Annotated in this window: 15 protein-coding genes; 5 read left to right on the forward strand and 10 right to left on the reverse strand. The window is 72.2% G+C overall.

Annotation, left to right across the window (positions count from 1 at the left end; translation table 11 throughout):
- Positions 1 to 110: 110 nt before the first annotated feature.
- From WMF22_RS28010 to WMF22_RS28025, 4 genes are read right to left on the reverse strand one after another with little or no spacing between them, the layout of a single operon-like run.
- Entirely contained in the window at positions 111 to 1775 is a 1665-nt protein-coding gene (locus WMF22_RS28010) for an MFS transporter (RefSeq protein ID WP_438031754.1), read from the reverse strand.
- Positions 1772 to 2545 carry an SDR family NAD(P)-dependent oxidoreductase gene (locus tag WMF22_RS28015; protein ID WP_438031755.1) on the reverse strand — a complete coding sequence of 258 codons (774 nt, stop codon included), beginning with the start codon at positions 2543 to 2545 and terminating at the stop codon, positions 1772 to 1774. Before WMF22_RS28015 ends, WMF22_RS28010 begins: the two co-directional genes overlap by 4 nt.
- A complete protein-coding gene (locus tag WMF22_RS28020) occupies positions 2542 to 3660 on the reverse strand; it encodes a hypothetical protein (RefSeq protein WP_438031756.1) in 1119 nt (372 codons plus the stop codon). Before WMF22_RS28020 ends, WMF22_RS28015 begins: the two co-directional genes overlap by 4 nt.
- Positions 3657 to 4898, reverse strand: coding sequence for an enolase C-terminal domain-like protein (locus tag WMF22_RS28025; protein ID WP_438031757.1), 1242 nt, complete (start codon positions 4896 to 4898; stop codon positions 3657 to 3659). The genes WMF22_RS28020 and WMF22_RS28025 overlap by 4 nt, the downstream gene beginning before the upstream one ends.
- A 642-nt stretch (positions 4899 to 5540) precedes the next feature.
- On the opposite strand from WMF22_RS28025, the gene WMF22_RS28030 reads away from it, so the two are divergent.
- Positions 5541 to 6401: a PAS domain-containing protein gene (locus tag WMF22_RS28030; RefSeq protein ID WP_437293066.1), complete on the forward strand. Its 861-nt coding sequence runs from the start codon at positions 5541 to 5543 to the stop codon at positions 6399 to 6401.
- 81 nt (positions 6402 to 6482) lie between these two features.
- Here WMF22_RS28030 and WMF22_RS28035 read toward each other — a convergent pair whose 3' ends face one another.
- Both WMF22_RS28035 and WMF22_RS28040 read right to left on the reverse strand, forming a co-directional pair.
- The gene (locus WMF22_RS28035; RefSeq protein WP_437293067.1) at positions 6483 to 7103 is read right to left on the reverse strand and encodes an antibiotic biosynthesis monooxygenase family protein; all 621 of its coding nucleotides are present in this window, start codon (positions 7101 to 7103) and stop codon (positions 6483 to 6485) included.
- 55 nt (positions 7104 to 7158) lie between these two features.
- The gene (locus WMF22_RS28040) at positions 7159 to 7599 is read right to left on the reverse strand and encodes a hypothetical protein (RefSeq protein ID WP_438031758.1); all 441 of its coding nucleotides are present in this window, start codon (positions 7597 to 7599) and stop codon (positions 7159 to 7161) included.
- A gap of 281 nt (positions 7600 to 7880) precedes the next feature.
- On the opposite strand from WMF22_RS28040, the gene WMF22_RS28045 reads away from it, so the two are divergent.
- From WMF22_RS28045 to WMF22_RS28055, 3 genes are all read left to right on the forward strand, one after another.
- Positions 7881 to 8417, forward strand: a complete 537-nt coding sequence (locus WMF22_RS28045) for a GNAT family N-acetyltransferase (RefSeq protein ID WP_437293069.1) — start codon at positions 7881 to 7883, stop codon at positions 8415 to 8417.
- Between the two features lie 101 nt (positions 8418 to 8518).
- Complete coding sequence (locus WMF22_RS28050; RefSeq protein WP_438031759.1) at positions 8519 to 9205, forward strand: GNAT family N-acetyltransferase; 687 nt, start codon at positions 8519 to 8521, stop codon at positions 9203 to 9205.
- A gap of 101 nt (positions 9206 to 9306) precedes the next feature.
- A complete protein-coding gene (locus WMF22_RS28055) occupies positions 9307 to 13251 on the forward strand; it encodes a protein kinase domain-containing protein (RefSeq protein WP_438031760.1) in 3945 nt (1314 codons plus the stop codon).
- Positions 13252 to 13266: 15 nt separating this feature from the next.
- On the opposite strand, the gene WMF22_RS28060 is transcribed toward WMF22_RS28055, so the two are convergent.
- The 4 genes from WMF22_RS28060 to WMF22_RS28075 are packed head-to-tail and all read right to left on the reverse strand — an operon-like array spanning position 13267 to position 17192.
- Positions 13267 to 14019 (reverse strand): response regulator, encoded by a 753-nt coding sequence (locus tag WMF22_RS28060; protein WP_437293072.1) that lies wholly within the window; start codon positions 14017 to 14019, stop codon positions 13267 to 13269.
- Between the two features lie 13 nt (positions 14020 to 14032).
- Complete coding sequence (locus WMF22_RS28065; protein WP_438031761.1) at positions 14033 to 15568, reverse strand: sensor histidine kinase; 1536 nt, start codon at positions 15566 to 15568, stop codon at positions 14033 to 14035.
- Positions 15565 to 16464, reverse strand: coding sequence for a hypothetical protein (locus tag WMF22_RS28070; RefSeq protein WP_438031762.1), 900 nt, complete (start codon positions 16462 to 16464; stop codon positions 15565 to 15567). The genes WMF22_RS28065 and WMF22_RS28070 overlap by 4 nt, the downstream gene beginning before the upstream one ends.
- Positions 16461 to 17192: a sensor histidine kinase gene (locus tag WMF22_RS28075; RefSeq protein WP_438031763.1), complete on the reverse strand. Its 732-nt coding sequence runs from the start codon at positions 17190 to 17192 to the stop codon at positions 16461 to 16463. The genes WMF22_RS28070 and WMF22_RS28075 overlap by 4 nt, the downstream gene beginning before the upstream one ends.
- 929 nt (positions 17193 to 18121) lie before the next feature.
- On the opposite strand from WMF22_RS28075, the gene WMF22_RS28080 reads away from it, so the two are divergent.
- Positions 18122 to 19201: a GDSL-type esterase/lipase family protein gene (locus tag WMF22_RS28080; RefSeq protein WP_438031764.1), complete on the forward strand. Its 1080-nt coding sequence runs from the start codon at positions 18122 to 18124 to the stop codon at positions 19199 to 19201.
- Positions 19202 to 19877: the final 676 nt, after the last annotated feature.

Raw genomic sequence — 19877 nt, forward strand, 5'->3', positions numbered from 1 at the left:
GGCTACCTTGCAGTGGTGCAGGCCGTGAGGCGGAAGAGCTGGTGGACAGGCAGGGTTCAAGGGGCCGCCTCCATCGCGGGTATCGCGATGAGGCGCGCCGATGGCGGTGATTACCGATCGCCTCCTGGCGCGCGGGACGACTCGACCTCCGCGGCGGACGGGCCTGTGTAGCCCTTGGCGGCTGCGCCCTTCCCCTCGACGATGGGCCGCCCATCGCGGTCGAACTTGACGAGCTCCGCCTTGGTCCCCGCGTCCGTCGGCCAGAGGTACCAGCGCGCGTCCATCCAGCCCACGTGGGCGGCGGGGCCCTCGACCGGCGCGCCCGTCGCTTTCAGCTGGGCCGGCCGCGTCGCCCGGTACTGGTCGACCGAGGTGTACGCAGGGCGGTTGAGGGCGAATTGCAGCCCCGCGATGCTGGCGAGCATCACCAGGCCGCCGGCGACGACCGCCGCGTTCGGCACGCGCCGCTTCGGCGCGACCGGCTCGACGCGCGGCAGGATGAGGTGCAGCGCCAGCAGGCCGACGAGGTACAGCGTCCCCGCGAGCAGGAACGGCAGGACGTACGAGCCCGTGGCCGTGAGCGCCCAGCCGACGAAGATCTGGAAGAGCGCCCCGCCGACGACGCCGAACGCAGTCATGACGCCGACCACCGTGGCCATCGCCGGGCGCGGGAGGGCGTCCGAGACGAGCGTGTAGAGATTGCTGCTCCAGCCCTGGTGCGCCGCGGCGGCGATCGACAGGATCGCGACAGCGACGTAGATCGTGGGGATGCCCGCGACGCTCGGGACATCGACGAGCAGCCCGACGGACATGACCGGCACCGCGGAGAGCGCGCACGCGAGCATCGCGAGCTTCCGCGCCGTGCCGACCGAGCGGCCGCTCGCGATGAGCCTGGAGGACAGCCAGCCGCCGCCGATCGCGCCGCCGTCCGCCACGAGGAACACGACGGGGATGGCGTAGGCCATGAAGGTCGGCTTCAGGTTGAACTCGCTGACAAGGAACTTCGGTAGCCAGGTGAGGTAGAACCACCACGGCGCGTCGGTGAAGAACTTCGCCGCCGCGACCGCGTAGACGGGCCGCATCCCGAACACCTCGCCGACGCCGAGGGACTCTGTCGCCTCCTTCGGGTCGGAGCGGATGTGCGCGAGCTCCTCGGGCGACACCTTCGGGTGCTCCTCGGGCCGCCGATAAAGGCGCGTCCAGAAGAAGATCCACACGACGCCGACGCCGCCCAGGATGAGGAAGCAGGTCCGCCATCCGTAGGCCTCCGCGATGCGCACCGCCAGGAGCGGGGCCAGGATGGCGCCGACGTTCGAGCCGCAGTTGAACAGCCCGGTCGCGAGCGCCCTCTCCTTCTTGGGGAACCACTCGGCCACGGTGCGGACGGCGGCCGGGAAGTTGCCGGCCTCGCCGACCCCGAGCAGGAAGCGGATACCGGCGAAGCCGGCGAAGCTGCCGACGATGGCGTGGCCGGCCGAGGCGATGTTCCAGAGCAGGAACGTCACGCTGAGCCCCTTGCGCGGCCCGACGCGGTCGATCCAGCGGCCGACGAACACCATGCCGAAGCCGTAGGCGAGCAGGAAGCTCACGTTGATGAGCGCGAGGTCCGTCGGCCCGAGGCGCAGCTCGTTCTCGAAGAACGGGATCAGCAGGGAGAACAGCTGCCGATCGAGGTAGTTGATCGTCGTCGCGAAGAAGAGGAGCGCGCAGATGGTCCAGCGCGTGCGGGACATGACGCCGGCGGTCGCCGGGGCCACGGGAGACGCTGCGGTCATTGGTTCACCCCGGAGGCGAGGAATCCACCGTCGACTGTGATGCTCGTACCGGTGATGAAGCTCACCGCGTCAGAGCAGAGAAAGAGGGCCGCGCCGACCAGCTCCTGCGTGTCGCCGAAGCGGCCGAGCGGCGTGCGAGCGAGAAGCTCCTGCCCGCGCCCCGTGCCGTTGAGGAGGGCCCGGTTGAGGTCCGTCACGAACACGCCCGGCACGAGCGCGTTCGTCCGGATACCGTGCTTCGCCCACTCGGCGCCGAGGCTCCGGGTGAGCGCCAGCACGGCCGCCTTCGACGCCCCGTAGGCCGCGACCTCGTGGAACGCGACGAAGCTCGACAGCGAGGCGATGTTGACGATGCGGCCCCGGCCGCTGTCCTTCAGCGGACCATGAAAGGCCTGGCAGGCGCGCAGCATGCCGGTGACGTTCGTGTCGAGCAGGCCGCCCCACTCGGCCTCTCCCACATCGACAGTGGGCTTCCGGAAGGTCCGACCGGCGCAGTTGACGAGGATGTCGACGCCGCCGAACGCCTCGATCACGCGGTCGCGCAGGGCGTCGAGCGTCGCGCGATCGCCGACGTCGCACGCCGCCTCGATCGAGCGGACGCCCCGCTCGCGGATCTCGGCGGCGACCGCCTGCACGCGGTCCGCGCGGGTGCCCGTGGCCACGGTGTGGGCGCCCGCCTCGGCGAGGCCGAGGGCGATCGCACGCCCGATACCGGAGGTGCCACCGACCACGACGGCCGTGCGGCCCGAGATGTCGAAGCGGCTCGTCATGATCCCAGCCACTCCTTCGCGATGCCCCCGAGGAGCGCCCGCGCGTCGCGCTCGATCTGCGCGTCGGTCGGCGGGACGGGCATCGCCCCGTAGCGCCGGGTCAGCGCCGAGGCGATCGACCGCCGCGAGTGGCGCCACTTGTAGATCAGCTGATCGAGGACGCGCGCGTCGGAGTGCTGCGGCACGAAGGTCGGCCCGAGCATCTCCAGGCGCATCATCGTCGTCTCCTCGATGAGGCTCGGGTTGTTCATGAACCACCAGCAGCCGAACGGCAGGACGTTGGCGAACTTGCGCGCCACGACGCAGAGGGGGTGCGTGTTCTCGCGCGCGAGCGTCGTGACGAGGAAGCGCACGTCGGGGTTCTCGTGGGCGAGCCGCTCGAGCGGGGTCAGGTCGACCGTGCTCACCCCGTCGCCGGCCACGCCGAGGCGGGGGTTCACCGCGCGCCGGACGCCGATCATCATCGCGAACGGCAGCCCGTGATCGCGGCACGCGTCCAGCACGGCCCGGGGCGGCGCCGAGACCTCGTTGACCGAGATCGCCAGGTAGCGCGGCCGCATGCGGGCGATCCACCGCTCGAGCTCGGGCGCGAGATCCTTCGTGAGGATGAGCCGATCGAGGCGCAGCGCCGTGTAGAACCGAGGATCGGGCGTGGCGCCCGCGTCCCAGATCGCGCGCTCCACCGGGTCGGTCGGATCGTTCGTCATCGCGAGCGCGCTCACGCCCGAGAGCCGCAGCACGTCCTCCAGGTGATCCTCGACCCGGCGCTCGGCGAAGAAGGCGCGGGCCTCGCGCAGATCCGGCGCGGCGGGGTCGAGCCCGAACGCGGCGAGCACCGTCGCCACGCCCGCGGTGGCCTCGGACAGCGGCGATCGGCGGACGAAGAGCGACGCCCACACGAGATCGGCCTGCGCCTTCTTGTCGAGCGCGAAGAACACCTCGGGCGTGACCTTCGGCTCGGCGCGCAGGGTCTCGGCGACGAGGTAATGGTACGTGAGGAGCTCGTCGACGCCCCAGAGGTTCAGCGCGGGGAACTGGGGCGCGAAGAGGTGGGTGTGAAGATCGATGATGGGCGCGGCGTCGACGGCCGCGGCCACGCGCTCGGCGAGGGTCATCTCGGCACCTCGGGGGTTCGGTCGTCCTTCGGATCGGCCCAGCGGTCGTTCGGCACGGTCGCGCACCAGGCCGGCCGCAGCGGGTCCTTGTCGTACGGATAGGAGCCCAGCCGGCGGTACTCCTCGGCGTAGTGAGCGAGCTTCTCGCGATCGAGGCGGACGCCCAGGCCGGGACCAGCGGGGACGCGGATACGGCCGTTCCGGTACGGGAGCGGGCCGCCCTGGATCACGTCGTCGCGCAGGTGGTGATAGTGCGCGTCGGCGGCGAACGAGAGGTTCGGGATGACGGCGCCGAGGTGCAGCATCGTCGCGAGCTGCACGCCGAGCTCGCCCGAGGAGTGGACGGCGACGCCGAGGCCGAACGTCTCGCAGATCCCCGCCGCCTTCACGCACGGCCGGATGCCGCCCCAGAACGTCGTGTCGAGCAGGATGACGTCGACCGCCGTGTCGAGGACGTTCGCGGCGAGCTGCTCGAAGCCCACGACCACGGTGTTCGTCGCGAGCGGCATCCGCACCTTCTCGCGGGTGCGCCGCATCGCGTGGAGGCCGAAGACGGGGTCCTCGAGGTAGTCGTTGTTCAGGTCCTCGATCGCCTGCCCGAAGCGGATTCCCTGCTCCGTCGACCAGACCGCGTTCGGATCGAAGCGGACGCGATCCTCGCCCACGGCGGCGGCGACCGCGCGGTAACACTCGAGCTCGTAGTCCGGGTGGAAAACCCCGCCCTTGAGCTTGTGCGAGGTGAACCCGTGCGTCTTCTTCAGCGCCTTCGCCTGCTCGACGAGCTGCGTTGGCGTCCGCACCTCGCCTGACCCGTCGGCGTTCGGGTAGCGGAAGAAGAGGTAGGACGCGAACGGCACCTCGTCCTGCAGCTTGCCGCCGAGGAGATCGTGGACCGGCACGCCGAAGGCCTGCCCGAGCAGGTCGAGGCACGCGAACTCCAGCGCGGCGAGGACCTGGGTGCGGTTGTTATAAAGAGAGGCCGTCGGGTTCGCGATCTTGAACCGCATCTCCTCGAGGCGGGCGGGATCGTGGCCGACGAGGTAGCCCTTCATCGCCCGGAACACGGCCTCGGCCGACTCGCCGCCGCCGCCCATCTCACCGAGGCCGATCAACCCGTTATCCGCCTCGATCTCGACGATCGTGCGCACGAAGCGACCCCAGTGACAGCCGTTGGCGTGACGCAGGGGCGCTTCTAGCGGCACGGTGACGGTGGTGGCGCGGATGTCGACGATTTTCATGCGGGACGGGACTCCAGGGCCCCCAGCGGTCCAATGTGCCTCGACAAAGGCATCCCAGCGGGCAGGGACACCTGCCTCCGACGCGCCTCGCTCGATCTTCCTCGTGCAGAAAGCGGGGAATGAACCGGCGAGGTGGCGGGTTCTCCATGTGGAGGCCTCGCTTGCGCGGGGCCTGCCGTACGGCCCCGATGAATTCCCGGGCGGTGTCGCCCTGATCACACCTCGCGGTCGAATCTGGACGGAGGGCTCGAGCTCGTCGACGACGCCGCAGGGGACCTCCGGGAGGGCGGCGCGCCGAGGTCGCTGCCGCGCCGCGCTGTCACGCCGGAGCCACGCTGGGGGTTCACCGCCGCTCGCTGTCCAGGCGCTGCGTCTCCTCTCATGCCGCGCTCCTCCGCGAACCGCTGGAGGGCGACCACGGCATCCTCGTTATAGAGTCGAGTTCGCGCGCGCCTCCCGTCGAACCCTCGCGTCATCGTGTAGCGGCAGTTAGCAAGGGGAGGCACACTCAGGCGCTCCCTGAAGCGGCGCGAACGTCTCCGGGTCTCCGCGGTGATCCGCCGCATTTCTGCCCTTGCATGGCCATCCACGATGGCTGATAAAGGGAGGCTGGTCGGGGTCGGGGGAGATGGGCTTGGCTGAATGGCGTTCACACTCCGCTGTATCGACGTCTCGGACTGGAAGACCTTCGGGCTGCTCCAGCTGGTGATCGACACCATCCCGGATCCCATCTTCGTCAAGGATCGGCAACATCGCTGGATCGCCTGCAACCCGGGCTTCTGCAGGTTGATCGGGCAGCGCTACGACGATCTGATCGGCCGCAGCGACCCGGACTACTGGCCGAAGGAGCAGGCGGAGGTCTTCTGGAGCTACGACGACGTCGTCTTCAACTCGGGTGAGCCGAGCGAGAACGAGGAGAGCGCCACGGGCTCGGACGGGGTGGCGCGCACGATCTGGACCCGCAAGTTCCCCATGAAGAACGCTCAGGGGGAGGTGGTCGGCCTGTGCGGGCTCATCACGGACATCACCGACCTGAAGCAGCGGCACATGGAGGCCGAGCGGATGGCGGCCGAGAACCGGGAGCAGCGCGCGATCATCCAGATGCAGGCGGAGCTGCTCGATCGGGTGGCCATGCCGGTCATCCAGGTCTGGGAGGGGATCCTGCTCATCCCGCTGGTCGGCGAGATGAGCGATCGGCGCGCGGCCCAGGCGCTGGAGAGCCTGCTCGCGGCCATCGGGCAGCGGCGCGCGGAGTTCGTGATCCTCGACATCACCGGCGTGCCGGTGATCGACTCCGCCGTGGCGCGCCACCTGGTGCGCGCGGTGCAGGCGGCGGAGCTGCTCGGCTGCCGGAGCGTGATGGTGGGCATCGGCCCGGAGATCGCCAGGACGCTGGTCGGGCTGGGCATCGACTTCGGCCGGATCACCACGCAAGGCACGCTCCAGAGCGGGCTCGCCTACGCGATGAGCCGCCTCAGCGCGCAGCGCGCGGCCGCCCGCTGAGCCCGGGGGCCCGCCCCCAGAGCTCGGGCGCCGGGGCGGGCGTCGGCGGCGCGCGCAGGGCGAGGCCGCCGCCGCGCCGGCTCATGGCGCACGAGCGTCGAGCGCCCGGATGCGACTGACCGAGTCGGCCAGCGTGATGCCATCGGTCTCGGCCGTCTCCCAGTGGGTGACCACATAGGTGGGCTCGAGCAGCTCGTCCGCGGCGTTGACCGCCGCGAGGTGGGCCGGGCCCATGACGAACTCGTACATCGCGTCGGTCGAGGCCCACACGGCCAGCGTGCGCCCGGAGCCGCAGGACGGCGACTGGCCCAGCTGAATGGCCAGGAGGCCGGGCTGCGACGCGAGCTCCGCCTGGATCGCCCCGAAGATCTGCACGTATCGCTGCATCACGGCGTCGCCCGGCCGTGGAACCCCGTACGTCGCGCTGACCGCGTACGACGACCCCTCCGGAGGCGGCCGGAGCTTCCCGGTCTCCGGATCGACGCCGGGCCCGCTCAGCGGGTCTGCCTCCAGATCGGCTTCGAGCACGCCCCCCGTGCACTCGGGAAGCTCGGGAAGGGGAGCGTCGGTCGTCTTCCCGCCGGAATCGGAGCTGCACCCCGACAGGATCGCGCCGAGCGCCGCGATGACGGCGGCGGCGAGCGCGCCCGAGGATCGCGCGATCGTCGCGCCCGGAATCTGGTCGAATCCACGTGTCGTCATGGTCATGTCCTCTCTGCTCTGTCCGTTGCCGGAGGCTCTGTCCGTTGTCGGGGGCTCAGTCAGCGCGCGAGACGATCCCGAAGACGAGGTCCGGGAACGTCCGCGCGAGGCGTCGAGAGTGGAAATTCGCCTTGCGACCCATGCTCCGCACCTGCACCGGGGTGCCGGGCGGCGGCGCGTCGCCGACGGTGACAGCCCATGTGAGGCTCTCGCCGGTGCGCACGGCGACATAGGTGTACGAGCCAGCCGGGAGTCGCTCCTCGACGACACCGGCGATGGGCGCCCTGTCGGCGGCGCCGCGGGAGAGCTGGCCGAGCGGGTTCCCGGCCGCCGCGTCGAGCGGCCCGGCGGCCACAGAAGGCGTGTCGAGCCGCCACGCGAGCACGAGGAAGAGCGCCGCGAAGACCGTGAGGCCGAGGAGCGGCTTCACGAGCCGGCGCCGGGCGGATCGCGGCGCGGAGCTCCGCGCCACGCGGGCCGAGGAGACGAGCGTCATCTGGGGCTCCTTGCGAGCACGCCTCGGGCCTCCCTCCGTGGGGGGCGCCGCGGCGTGACTGGATGGACCTCGGTTCCCGGACGCGCGCGGAACGTTCAATCGACGCCGCTCTTTCGTCCGCGACGGCCAAAAAGCAGGAATTTCACCGGGAGGTGGGGAGGCGGGGAGCGAGAGACGGCAAGAGAAAGAAATTCATTTTTTTCTTCCTCCCCGCCTCCCCGCCTCCCGGTGAAAATTCTCCGGGTTTCAACGTGAGCGTTGCTCTAGCCTGCGCAGCCCCGATGGCATCAACGTTCATCCGACCTGCCGTCGAGCCCGACCTGCCTCACCTACCCGAGATCGAGCGCTCGGCGAGCGACGCGTTCCGGCGGACGGACCTCGACGTCGAGGCCCTGGCGAACGTGACGCCGGCGGAGGGCTGGCGCGGCGCGCTCCGGGCCGGGACGCTCTGGGTGATGGACGACGGCGCCGGCGAGCCGATCGCGTTCCTGGGCGCCGAGGCGGCCGGCGAGGAGCTCCACATCCGCGAGCTCGACGTCGTCCTCGACCGCCAGGGGCAAGGGCTGGGGCGACGCCTGCTCGCCCACGTCATCGCGTGGGCGCGGGCAGCGAGGCTGAAGGCGCTGACCCTGACCACCTTCCGGACCATCCCCTGGAACGGGCCGTTCTACGCCTCCATGGGCTTCCGCGAGCTGTCGCCGGCCGAGGCGTCCCCGCGGCTCGCGGAGATCCTCGAGAACGAGGCGCGCCAGGGCCTCGACCCGACGCAGCGCTGCGCCATGCGGCTCGACCTCGATCGCGGCGACAGCGCTTCGTAACGGCTCCTGTTTAACGCGGTCCACGGGCCTTTGAACGGACTGAGCGCCTCCGCGAACACGCCTCTTGGGGTGGAGCGAGCCCCCATGATAGGGCTCGAGCCATGAGCACCGCGTGGGACTGGGTCGTGCCGCTACGACAGAAGCACTTCGGCGAGCCGCTCGGAGGCCTCTACCCGCTCGAGCGCCTCGCCGACGGCGAGGCCTACTGGGCGCTGCACAAAGCCGAGATGCTCCGCCATTTCCCGCCCGAGGTCTTCTTCGACCTCCGGGCGCTGTCCGGCGAGGAGGGGGAGCGCGCCCGCTCCCGCCTCACGGCGTCGGAGGGTGCCCACCGCCTCGCAGACTTCTGGGCGGTGCGCGACGGGGAGGCGGTCGTGGCCATGTTCGCGGGCCACCAGCGGGACGCGGAGACCTACCGCATGTGGCACTCGGTCATTCACCCCGAGTACCGCCGGCGCGGCCTGTACCGGGAGTTCCTCCGCCGGGTCCTCGCCTACACGCGAGAGCTCGGCTTCGACTACGTGGTCAGCGAGCACGCCCCTTGCAACAACGCGGTGATCATCGCCAAGCTGAAAGCAGGGTTCCGCATCGTCGCCATGGATATCGACGCGGCCACCGGCGCCGGCCTGAACCTCAGGTATTTTCACAACGAGGCGCAGCTCAGGGTCTATGAGTACCGCTGCGGCCTGGCCGCGCTCGACGAGCGCCTCCTCGCGGCCGGCACCGGCGCGATGCCGCTCTTGCTGGAGCAGCTCCGGCGCGGATCGGGCGCCGACCCGAAGACCTGACGCATCGAGGCGACCCAGCCTCCCCGCGCGGGTGCCACGGCACATTTGCACCGTTCGTCCGCCTTGCCTCACGCTCCGAGGAGAGTGCATCCTTCACGCGCATGCTGCCTGGCAGGCTGCTGGACGGCCGCTTCGAGCTGGCGGAGATCGCCGGATCCGGAGGCATGGGCACCGTTTACCGGGCCTTCGATCGCTCGAGCGGGACGGTGGTCGCCGTCAAGCTGCTGCGCAAGGCGGCGGACGCGCGCGCGCAGGCGCGCTTTCTCCGCGAGGCAGAGACGCTCTCCCGGCTGGAGCACCCCCACATCGTGCGCTACGCGACGCACGGCATGGCGCCGACGGGGGAGCTGTACCTCGCGATGGAGTGGCTCTCCGGCGAGAGCCTCTCGGATCGGCTGGCGCGGCAGGAGCTGCGCATCGACGAGTCGATCGCCCTCGTGAGGACGGTGGCGGACGCGCTCGGCGCGGCGCACGCGCGCGGGATCGTGCACCGCGACATCAAGCCCAGCAACCTCTTCCTGGTCGAACGCGCGCTCGATAAGGTCAAGCTCCTCGACTTCGGCATCGCGCAGCTGGCGGACGCCTCGACGCGGCTGACGCGGACGGAGGCGGTGCTGGGCACGCTGGGCTACATGGCGCCGGAGCAGGCGCGGGGCGAGCGGGACACCCTCGACGCGCGCGCGGACATCTTCTCGCTCGGATGCGTGCTCTACGAGTGCCTCACCGGGAAGCCGGCGTTCCGCAAGCAACACCCGATGGCGCTCGTGTGGAAGCTGCTCCTGGAGGAGCCGCCGAGGGCGAGGGAGCTGCGGCCCGACGTGCCCCACGCGCTCGACGAGCTCGTCGCGCAGATGCTGGCCAAGGATCCCTCGGCGCGGCCCGAGGACGGCGCGGCCGTGGCGCGCACCCTGGACACGCTCGGCGCCTGGACGAGGAGCAAGGTGTCCTCGGCCCCCCTTCCCGGCGCGGTCATCACCACGGGCGAGAAGCGCCTGGTCTCGATGGTGGCGGTCCGGCCGGCGCAAGCCTCGTTCTTCGAGTCGACAGAGTCGCTCGATCTGCACGCGTCACCGCCGAACACGCTCGCCGTCGTGCGCCGCGCGGCCATGCCGCTGAGCGCGCAGGTCGAAGAGCTCGGCGACGGGATGGTGGTGACGCTCGTGGTGAGCGCGGGCAGCGCGACCGACCAGGCGGCGCTCGTGGCGCGCTGCGCGCTCGAGATCTGCGCGCAGCTCCCCGGCGCGGCGGTCGTGCTGGTGACGGGGTGGGGCGAGCCGGCGGGTCGATCGCCGCTCAGCGAGGTGCTGGACAGGGCGGCCGCCCTGCTCGACGAGGCCGCCGCGACCGGCCGCGCGGAGAGCCTGCGCGAGGGGGTCCACATCGACGCGGTGACGCGCGCCCTGCTCGACGTGCGCTTCGAGGTCGTGGAGCGGGGCGGGCTCTCCTGGCTCAGGGCGGAGCGGGAGATCGGCGAGGGGCCGCGCAAGCTCCTGGGCAAGCCGAGCCCCCACGTCGGGCGCGAGCGGGAGCTGCGCCACCTGCTCGACCTCGTCGACGAGAGCTTCGCCGAGCGGCGCGCCGCGGTGGCGCTGGTGACCGCCGCGGCGGGCATGGGCAAGTCGCGCCTGCGCCACGAGGCCGTCGAGGTGCTGCGCCAGCGCCACCCCGACGTGAGCCTGAGCGTCGTCCGCGGCGACTCGATCGGCACGGGCGCCGCGTTCGCGATGCTCGCCGGGTCGCTGCGGGGCGCGCTCGGGATCGCCGCGGGCGAGGCCGTCGACGCGCGGCGACGGAAGCTCGCGCAGGCCCTCGCGCCGCTCTTCTCTGGCGAGGGAGGGCTGCGGGTGGGCGGGTTCCTGGGCGAGCTGCTCGGCGTCGCCCCCCTCCCCGACGAGGATCTGCCGGCGCTGCGGGCCGCGCGGCACAACCCGGCGCTGATGGCCGAGGGGATCCAGCGCGCGTACCTCGACTACGCGCGCGCCGTGACGGCCGCGCGCCCCGTGCTCGTCGTGCTCGAGGACCTGCACTGGGGGGACGCGCCCTCGATGGGGATCTTCGACCGGGCGCTGCGGGAGCTCGGCGACCGGCCGTACGCGCTGCTCGCCTTCGCCCGGCCCGAGGTTCACGCGGTCTTCCCGAGGCTCTGGGCCGAGCGGGGCCTCTCGGAGCTCCGGTTGCGCGAGCTGCCCGCCCGCGCGGCCGAGCAGCTCGTGCGGAGCGCGCTCGGCGGCGCGGGCGGGCAGCTCGCGCCCGGGGAGATCTCCGCGCTCGTCCAGCGGGCCGGGGGCAACGCCTTCTATCTCGAGGAGCTCATCCGGGCCCTGGCGGAGGGGCGCGGCGGCGCGCTGCCGGAGACGGTGCTGGGCATGGCGGAGGCGCGCCTCGCGGCGCTCGGGCCCGAGGCGCGGCGGCAGCTGCGGGCGGCGAGCGTCTTCGGGGAGGTCGCCTGGGTGGGCGGCGTGCGCGCGCTGCTCGGCGCCGGTGCGCCGGGGACGAGCGAGCGCGACGCGTGGGCCGAGCTGGTCGAGCGCGAGATCATCGAGCGACGGCCGAGCTCCCGGTTCGCGGGCGAGGAGGAGATCGCCTTCTGCCACCCGCTCTTGCGGGAGGCGGCCTACGCGATGCTGACGGATCGCGACCGGGCGCTCGGCCACCGGCTCGCCGGCGAGTGGCTGATCGAGGCCGGCGAGCAGGATCCGATGGTGCTGGCCGACCACTTCGCGCGGGGCGACGACCCCGCGCGCGCCGCGGAGCAGCACCTGCGCGCGGCCGAGCTCGCGCTGCGCCGCGCCGACGTGCCCGCGGCGCTCGCGCGCGCGCAGAAGGGGCTCGACTGCGGGGCCACGGGAGAGACGCTGGCCGCTCTCCATGTGCGCCAGATGGACGGCCTCCTCTGGAGCGACGCCCACGACGAGGCCTACAGGGCCGCGCTCCGGGCGCTCGAGGCCTCCGCCCCCGGCAGTCACACCTACCGGCGCGCCCTGATCGGCGCGCTGGGCTACGTCGTGAGCTTCGACGACCGGGCGGCGCTCGACGCGCTGCTCCCGCGGCTCGATCCAGCGGATCTCCCCGCCGATCTCCGGGGAGCGGAGCTCGCGTGCCGGATCATCCTCTGCCTGCTGTGGGAAGGGAGGCCCGATCTGGCCGAGCGCTACCTGAGCCGGCTCGAGGGCGACGTCGCCACGGCGCTCGCGGGCGATCGTCACGCCGAGATCTGCGTCCGGATCGCGCGGGGCGCCTGGCTGTGCCAGGCGGCGGGCGACCCGTGGGGGGCGCTCGACGCGCACCTCGCCGTGGTGCGGCACTTCGAGTCGCTCGGCCATCACCTCTACGGGCTCGTGGCGTCGGTGCTCGCTGCCATGGACTGCGTGTGGCTCGGCGCCTTCGACGCCGCCGAGCAGCACCTCGATCGCGTGCTCGCCGCGGAGGGCGCGCCCGGCTTCGTCTCGAGCCGCGCGCTGACGTTCCGGATCGTCTCGCTCCTCGAGCGGCGGAGGCTCACGGAGGCGCTCGAGCAAACCGGCGCCGCGCTCCAGCGGGAAGCCACGACGCCCATCGCCAGGAGCCGCAGCGCGACGACGCGCCTGCTCCGCGTCGAGGCGCGCTGCCTCCGGGGCGAGCTCGTCGAGGCGGAGGAGGAGCTCCGCGCGGTGGGGGACCCGGCCGCGCTGATGCCGCCGCTCCAGGCGACGCACCTGTCCTTGATGGCCGAGATCCGGCTCCGGCAGGGGCGCGCGGAGGAAGCGGCCGCGCTCGCCCGCGAGGCGCTCGCGGCGGACCGGCGCGCCGGCGTGGTCTTCACGCCTCGTCAGGAGGCGCTCCCAGCGCTCTACGCCCAGGCGCTCCGCGCGAAGGGCGACGTCGAGGAGGCCCGCGAGATCCTCCGCGCGGCGCGCGACGATCTGCTCGCGCGCGCCGACCGGATCGGCGACCCCGCGTTCAGGAGGGGCTTCCTCGAGGACGTCTCCGCCAACGCCCGCACGCTCTCGCTCGCGCGCGCGTGGCTCGGCGAGATCCCCTCCCCGGCCGGGCGCGCGCCCGCGTGAGGCGGGCGCGCGCGCTCATCCATGCGCCGCGTCCCCGCGCGCGCGGGCGATCGTGTGGATGAGCTCGCGCGCGTCGAACGGCTTGTGCAGGCACGCGTACCCGCCCTTGCTCATGATCGCGCTGACCATCTCCGGGACCGCGTGCCCGGTCATGGCGATCACCGTGACGCGCTTCTTCAGCCCCCGCATCTGCGCGCACGTCGTCACGCCGTCCTGATCGGGCATCACGAGATCGAGCACGCAGACGTCGATGCCCCGCTCGACGACGTGCTGGACGGCGGCCCGCCCATCGTGGACGGCGTGGGCCGACAGCCCCGCGGCCCGGAGCACCGCCACGATCGAGTCGGCGACCTTCGGGACGTCGTCCACCACGAGGACGGCCGGCGAGTCCACCGCGCGGGCGACGATGCGCGCGAGGTGGTCCATCGAGAACGGCTTGTGGATCACCGTGTACACGCCCTCGGCGATCGCCTCCTCGATGAGCCTCTCGAGCGCGAACGCGGTCATCAGCACGACGGTGAGCTCCGGCTGGATCCTCTTGAGCTCCCGGAACGTCTCGACGCCGTTGAGCCCGGGCATGCGGATGTCGCTGATGACCAGCGTGAACGCCTGCTGCCGGACGAGCTCGAGCGCGTGGATGCCGTCCCTCGCCTCCACCACCTCGTAGCCCTCGAGCTCGAGGCTGGCGGCGAGCGTGACGCGCATGCCCTCCTCGTCGTCGATCACGAGCACCCGCTTGCCCCGCTGCGCGGGCTCCTGCACCTGCATGGCTTGCCCCCCGTCATACGCCCTGGGTTCCGGTCGGCGTCAGCGCTGGCTCCGCGGCCTCGGGCGCCTCGCGCACCGGCAGCCGCACGACGAAGGTCGTGCCGTCGCCGAGCGCGCTCGTCGCCTCGATCGTGCCGCCGTGCCGCTCCACGATCCCGGCGCTGATCGCCAGGCCGAGGCCCGTCCCCTTCAGCTTGGTGCTGAACAGCGGCTCGAAGATCCGCGCGAGCGTCTCCTCGGAGATGCCCGTCCCGTCGTCGGCGACCGAGAGCGTCACCCCGTCGCCCGTCCGCTCCGCGGCGATGCGCACGCGCCCCTCGCGCTCGGCCGGGATCGCCTCGGCCGCGTTCTGGATCAGGTTCACGAGCACCTGCCGGACCTGGTCCTTGTCGATCTCCACGACGGGGAGCGTGTCCGGCACGTCGTTGTCGACGCGCACGCGCGGCGGGATCTCGACGACCGAGATGGCGTCGTCCACGAGGGGCCTCAGCGCGCACGCCGCGAAGCGCGGCCGCCGCTCGCGCGCGAAGTCGAGCAGGTTGCCGATGATCCTGGCGCACGCCGCGAGCTCTTTCTCGATGATCGAGAGGAACTGCGCCACGCGGGGCTCCGCGCCGAGCTCTGTCCCTGCAATCCGCTTCTTGAGGTAATGGGTCGCGTTCCGGACGGCGCCGAGCGGGTTCCTCAGGTCGTGCCCGACGCTCGCCGCGAGCTGCCCCACCGCGGCGAGCTTCTCCATGCGCATCCTGGCCTCCTGGGCGTCGCGGAGGCTGGAGGCCATCTCGTTGAACGCCGCGCTCATGCGACCGAACTCGTGCTCGTCGAGCACCGAGAGGCGCAGCCCGAGATCTCCCTGGGCGATCCGCCGGGAGCCGTCGATCAGCGAGTTGAAGCCGCGGTCCACCGAGCGGAGGAGCCGCCCGAGCAGCACGACGAGGACGAGCAGCGCGCCGCCGGTCGCCGCCGCGCCGAGCAACGCCACCCGCGCCCGGAGGTGGCGCTCGTCGTCGAGGATCCTGGCCACGTCGCGCTCCGCGTCGCGCACGGCCGCGCTGATGTGCGGGAGGAACCCCGCCTTGTACTCGCGGTCGGAGAGCTGCACGAGCATCTCGTGCCGCTCGTTCGTGCGCTCGCGCTCGACATGGGTCGCGGCCGCCACGCCTTCGACGATGCGCTCGAAGCTCGCTCGCATGAAGCCGATGTGCTCGATCTCCTCCGCCGATTCCTCGTCGCTCTCCCTGATCTCCTCGTCGGCGATCATCGCCCTCTTGCGCGCCTCGATGGCGTCGAGATCGCGCTCCGTGGCCTCGGCCGCGCTCGTGAGCTCCTCGCTGACGCTGCCGTGGAGCACCGACTTGACCGCCTCGTTCATGTAGCGGCTGGCGTTGCTGGCGAGGGTGACGTGCAGCTTCAGGTCGTCGTAGGACGCCTCGGCGCGCCGCTGAAAGACGAGCATCTCCGCGACGGCGAAGTAGAAGGCGCCGCCGGCGACGAGGACCGCCGCCAGCGCGACGCCGAAGATGGCGGCCAGTGTGGCTCGAATGCTCATGGGGAGCGGCTCCTGCTCGCGTGCTTCGCGTGGTCGTCGCCGTCGCCCGCGAGCTCGAACTCCCGCGTGACGAGGAGCATGAGCCCGGCGTCGGGCGCCTCCCCCGCGAGGCCGAGCTCGAGCGCTGCGCCGAGCTCCAGGCCGGGCGCCGGGTGCCAGAGCACGCCGGGCGCGAGGAGCAGCGACGTCGTGTCTTCGATCTCGGCGGCGAGCTCGATGGTCGGCACCACGTCGCCGAGCGGCAGGATCAAGCCCAGCGAGGCGCCGGGGCTGAGCTCCGTGGCGTCGCTCCCGGCGGCCGGGAGCCGGATCTCGGCCGACGCGGAGATGCCCACGTGCACGCCCCCGATCGCCTTGTCGAGGCTCACGAACGGCTCCAGCGCGTAACCCGGCGCGCCGAGCTCGCGCGCGCCGGCGGGGAGCCCGACCCCGAGCCCCGCGGACAGCGCGAGCCCGAGCCCCCGCTCGTTGACGAGGTTGTACAGGGCCTCCAGCTCGACAGAGCCGAGCCCGGCCACGACGCCGCTGTCCTGGCGCGCGAGCTCCAGGGGGAGCTCTCCCCCGAGCTGCAGGCGATCGGTGATCCCGAGCTCCAGCAGCAGCGGGACGCGGAAGCCGACCTGGCGCCCGTCGCGTTCCCACCTCGGCGCGCTCGTGATCTGCAGCTCGAGCGCCTCCTGCGGAAAGGCCGTCTCGCCGAGGAAAAGCTCCTCGATCGGCGGCCGCGCCGGTTCGTCCTCTGCCTCCGTCCGCTCCGGCTCCGCGGGCGCGGCCGCCGTCGACGCGACAAGGAGCGAGACCAGCGAGGCCCGGGGGCGCGCCCGCCGCGCGGAGGGCCCGGCCGCTGGCTCCCGGGCCTCCGGCGCGCGCCCTGCGGGCGGACCGCCCGCGCTCACGGCGCCGGCTCCGATCCGGCGCCACGGAGCACCGGCGCGGCGGCGAGCGGCAGCGCGATGACGACCGACGAGCCGTGCGCCCGGGGCTCGACGGCGAGCGACCCGCTGTAGCGACGGGCGACCCGCCTCGCGATGTTCAGCGCCAGGCCGGAGTGACCCGGCTTGGTCGTGTAGAACGGCCGCAGGATCGCCTCGCTGTCCGACTCGCAGGGGACGGTCGCCGCGTCCGTGACCTCGATGCAGTACCGCGCCCCGATCGAGGTGCCCCGGACCGTGACCACGCCGTCCCCCGGCGTCGACTCCACGGCGCTCTCGATCAGGCACCGCACCGCGACGGCGAGCTCGATCGGGTCCGCCTCGACGTCGCCGTCCTGAGCCGAGAGGACGATGCGGGCCCCGGACGCGCCGATGCGCGCGCACGCCGCCGCGCGGCGCACGCAGCCCGCCGCGCTCACGCACACGCTCCTGCGGGTGAAGAGCCTCGCGGCGTCGACCGACTCCTCGAGCCGCGCGCTCGCCGCGATCACCTCCTCCTCGATGATCCCGAAGAACTCCTCGATCCTCGGATCCGCCGTGTAGGCCGCGTCTCGCGCGACCTTCCGCTTGATGTAGAACGACGCATTCCGGACGATCGCAAAGCGGTTGCGCAGGTCGTGACGCAGCACGGACAGGATCTCGTCCGCGACCGCGGCCTGCTCCGCCGCACCCAGGGGATCCCAGCTGTTCATGCCGATCCACCCTCCTCGGCCCTCGCGCGCAGCGCGGCTCGCCCGTCGCCGCCAGCGAGCAGCACTCGAACCCTTCTCTGCACCATCGCGCCGACGCCGCCGTCGCCTCGACCGTGGGAGAGCTCGGGATGAGTTCTTAAAGACACTGACACAAGCGCCGTCTCCCTGGGGCCATGGCGCACCCGAGCCTCGCGCCGCTGCGTCGCGGGCGCACGAGAGCGCGCCTGGCCGATCCGTGCCATCGGTCACGTCTGCACGTCTACACGCTTGGTGCGACGCCACCCCTCAACCAGCGTCACCCTTGATAAACATACGTGACAAAGTTTGTGTCAGTCAACGGCATAATAATACCTTCCACAGCACATCTCCGTTCAACGGATTTCCGTCCACCTTCCGCCCTCATGCTCCTTGCGCTGCGCTGCGCTGCATCCGCGTGATTGCCCTGGATGCACAGCCACCTGGCCAATCCGTCGCCGGACATCGCCATGTGTCGTGAACGAACCGCCGCGGGTCTCCTCTCCACGAGCGCGGCGTCGGTGCGGCGGGTGGACAGACGGGCGCGCTCGCGCCGGCGCTCGCCTGGGCCTGGATTCCGCCACTGCTTCAGACTTGCGATGGGTGTGCTCCGGAGCGCACTCCGGCACGCAGATCCGAAAAAAAACTCCTGTCCGTGATTGGTTGGGAGCCGTTCCCGACACAGTGACGCGAGCCGTGCTCGCCCCCCGTCGCCCCCGCCGCTCGCCTCGCCGGCGTTGCCTTGCCGCTCGCGGCGCGCCCTGCGCCCGCGGCGGTGCGCGCTCGTCGCGCCGCCGGCCCGGCACCTCGACCGAGCGTGCCCTGGCGGCCTGCGGGACCGGGAGGCGACGGGCCAGCGCCATCCGGCGTGGATGGGCTGATGCTCGTGTCGTGACTGGAGGAAAGGCATGTTCATGGACTGGAACGTTCGATCGGCCGCGCGCGCGCGCGGCCGGATGCTTGCCCGGGTGTCCTGCCTCGCGTTGCTCACCGCCGCCTGCTCCCCTGATCCGGAGACCGGCGCGGGCGGCGCCGGCGGAGGCGGGGGGACGGGCGGCGCGGGCGGGAGCTCGCAACCGGAAGGGAGCAGCTCGAGCGCGAGCGCGGGCAGCAGCGCGATCTCGGCCGGCTCCACGGGCGGCGCGGGGGCCGGGGGCGACGTGCCCGCCGGATCGGGAGGCTCGGCGGGATCTTCAGGTGGGCCGAGCGGCAGCGGCGGCGGCGGCGCGGGCGCGGGCGGCGCGGGCGGCGCGGGGCCGCTGCCGGACATCACGATCTGGATCGCGGGGGACTCCACGGTCGCCAACGGGCAGACCCCCTGCCCGGCCGGCTGGGGCGGCCGGTTCGCGGCGCTCTTCGACGACCGGGTCACCGTGGTGAACAGCGCCGTCGGCGGCCGCAGCGTGCGGACGTGGCTCTACAACGTGCAGACCACCATGGATAGCGCGGGGGAGTGCGAGCTCGCGCGCGACTCGAGCGGCGAGCCCGTGCTGCAGGCCAGGTGGGTCCAGATGCTCGACGGCATGAAGCGGGGCGATTACCTGTTCATCCAGTTCGGCATCAACGACGGCTCGCGCACGTGCGATCGGCACGTGGGGCTCGACGCCTTCAAGTCGAGCTACGGGATGATGGCCCGCGCCGCGGAGGAGCGAGGCGCCCAGCCTGTGTTCGTGACCCCCGTGAGCGCGATCTCCTGCAGCGGGAGCACGGCCCGGGGGACGCGCGGCGGCTACGTGACCGCGACCCACGAGGCGGGCAAGGAGTACGGCGTGCCGGTGATCGACCTGCACGAGCTCAGCGTCGCGCTCTACGGCTCCCTGGGCTTCTGCCCGGTCCCCGGGGGCGACGTGAGCGCGACGACCAGCGGCCCCGTGGGCGAGTTCTTCTGCGATGATCACACGCACTTCTCGCGCTCCGGCGCGGAGCAGATCGCGAAGGTCATGGCCGGCGCGGTCCGCGATCAGAAGCTCGGCCTGGCCGCGTACCTCGAGTGATCCCCGCCGGCGCGCGCGCCGGATCATGAGGAGAGCCGCGTGTGTACCGCGCCAACGGGGAGCGGTTCGTGGTTCGATCCTGGCGGTCCGAGAACGTGCGGCGAGCGTGTCGCGTCGACGAGGATCCGGTCCCTGTTTCCAGTCCTCCCGGAGCAGGGCCCCGTGGCTCAAGGAAGTGTCACCGCAGCTCCCGGTCAGAAGTGTTACCAGGGCTCCGCTCGTACACCTGTGCAGCCTCGGCCTCCTCCCTCGCAACCCCGGCGGCCCTGCTGCGCGGTCCCCGGCCGCCTCCTGTGCGGCCTCGGCGTCCTCCTGTGCAACCCCGGCGGCCCTGCTGCGCGGTCCCCAGCCGCCTCCTGTGCGGCCTCGGCGCCCTCCTGTGCAACCCCGGCGGCCCTGCTGCGCGGCCCCCAGCCGCCTCCTGTGCGGCCTCGGCGCCCTCCTGCGCAGCCCAGGCGACCCTCCCGCGCACCCATTTGGGTGTCCTATCGCAGGATCGCAGGGCTCCTGCGCAGCCCCGGCAGCCCTCCTGCGCATGCATTTTGGTGTTCTATCATACAATGTCAGGGCTCCTGTGCAGCTCGAGCGCTTCCTTGCGCGCCCAGCTGGTGGCCTGCGTCACCATGGCTCGACGCCTGCGCATGGCCGTCGCTGCTGCTGTGCAGCCTCGGGAAGC

Origin of the sequence: Sorangium sp. So ce204, from assembly GCF_051526795.1 — a bacterium.
GTDB lineage: Bacteria > Myxococcota_A > Polyangia > Polyangiales > Polyangiaceae > Sorangium > Sorangium cellulosum_B.

Excerpts from the sequence above, each read along its gene's own strand:
- WMF22_RS28010 (WP_438031754.1), bottom strand. The coding sequence starts at position 1,775 with ATGACCGCAGCGTCTCCCGTGGCCCCGGCGACCGCCGGCGTCATGTCC.
- WMF22_RS28015 (WP_438031755.1), bottom strand. The coding sequence starts at position 2,545 with ATGACGAGCCGCTTCGACATCTCGGGCCGCACGGCCGTCGTGGTCGGT.
- WMF22_RS28020 (WP_438031756.1), bottom strand. The coding sequence starts at position 3,660 with ATGACCCTCGCCGAGCGCGTGGCCGCGGCCGTCGACGCCGCGCCCATC.
- WMF22_RS28025 (WP_438031757.1), bottom strand. The coding sequence starts at position 4,898 with ATGAAAATCGTCGACATCCGCGCCACCACCGTCACCGTGCCGCTAGAA.
- WMF22_RS28030 (WP_437293066.1), top strand. The coding sequence starts at position 5,541 with ATGGCGTTCACACTCCGCTGTATCGACGTCTCGGACTGGAAGACCTTC.
- WMF22_RS28035 (WP_437293067.1), bottom strand. The coding sequence starts at position 7,103 with ATGACGACACGTGGATTCGACCAGATTCCGGGCGCGACGATCGCGCGA.
- WMF22_RS28040 (WP_438031758.1), bottom strand. The coding sequence starts at position 7,599 with ATGACGCTCGTCTCCTCGGCCCGCGTGGCGCGGAGCTCCGCGCCGCGA.
- WMF22_RS28045 (WP_437293069.1), top strand. The coding sequence starts at position 7,881 with ATGGCATCAACGTTCATCCGACCTGCCGTCGAGCCCGACCTGCCTCAC.
- WMF22_RS28050 (WP_438031759.1), top strand. The coding sequence starts at position 8,519 with ATGAGCACCGCGTGGGACTGGGTCGTGCCGCTACGACAGAAGCACTTC.
- WMF22_RS28055 (WP_438031760.1), top strand. The coding sequence starts at position 9,307 with ATGCTGCCTGGCAGGCTGCTGGACGGCCGCTTCGAGCTGGCGGAGATC.
- WMF22_RS28060 (WP_437293072.1), bottom strand. The coding sequence starts at position 14,019 with ATGCAGGTGCAGGAGCCCGCGCAGCGGGGCAAGCGGGTGCTCGTGATC.
- WMF22_RS28065 (WP_438031761.1), bottom strand. The coding sequence starts at position 15,568 with ATGAGCATTCGAGCCACACTGGCCGCCATCTTCGGCGTCGCGCTGGCG.
- WMF22_RS28075 (WP_438031763.1), bottom strand. The coding sequence starts at position 17,192 with ATGAACAGCTGGGATCCCCTGGGTGCGGCGGAGCAGGCCGCGGTCGCG.
- WMF22_RS28080 (WP_438031764.1), top strand. The coding sequence starts at position 18,122 with ATGGACTGGAACGTTCGATCGGCCGCGCGCGCGCGCGGCCGGATGCTT.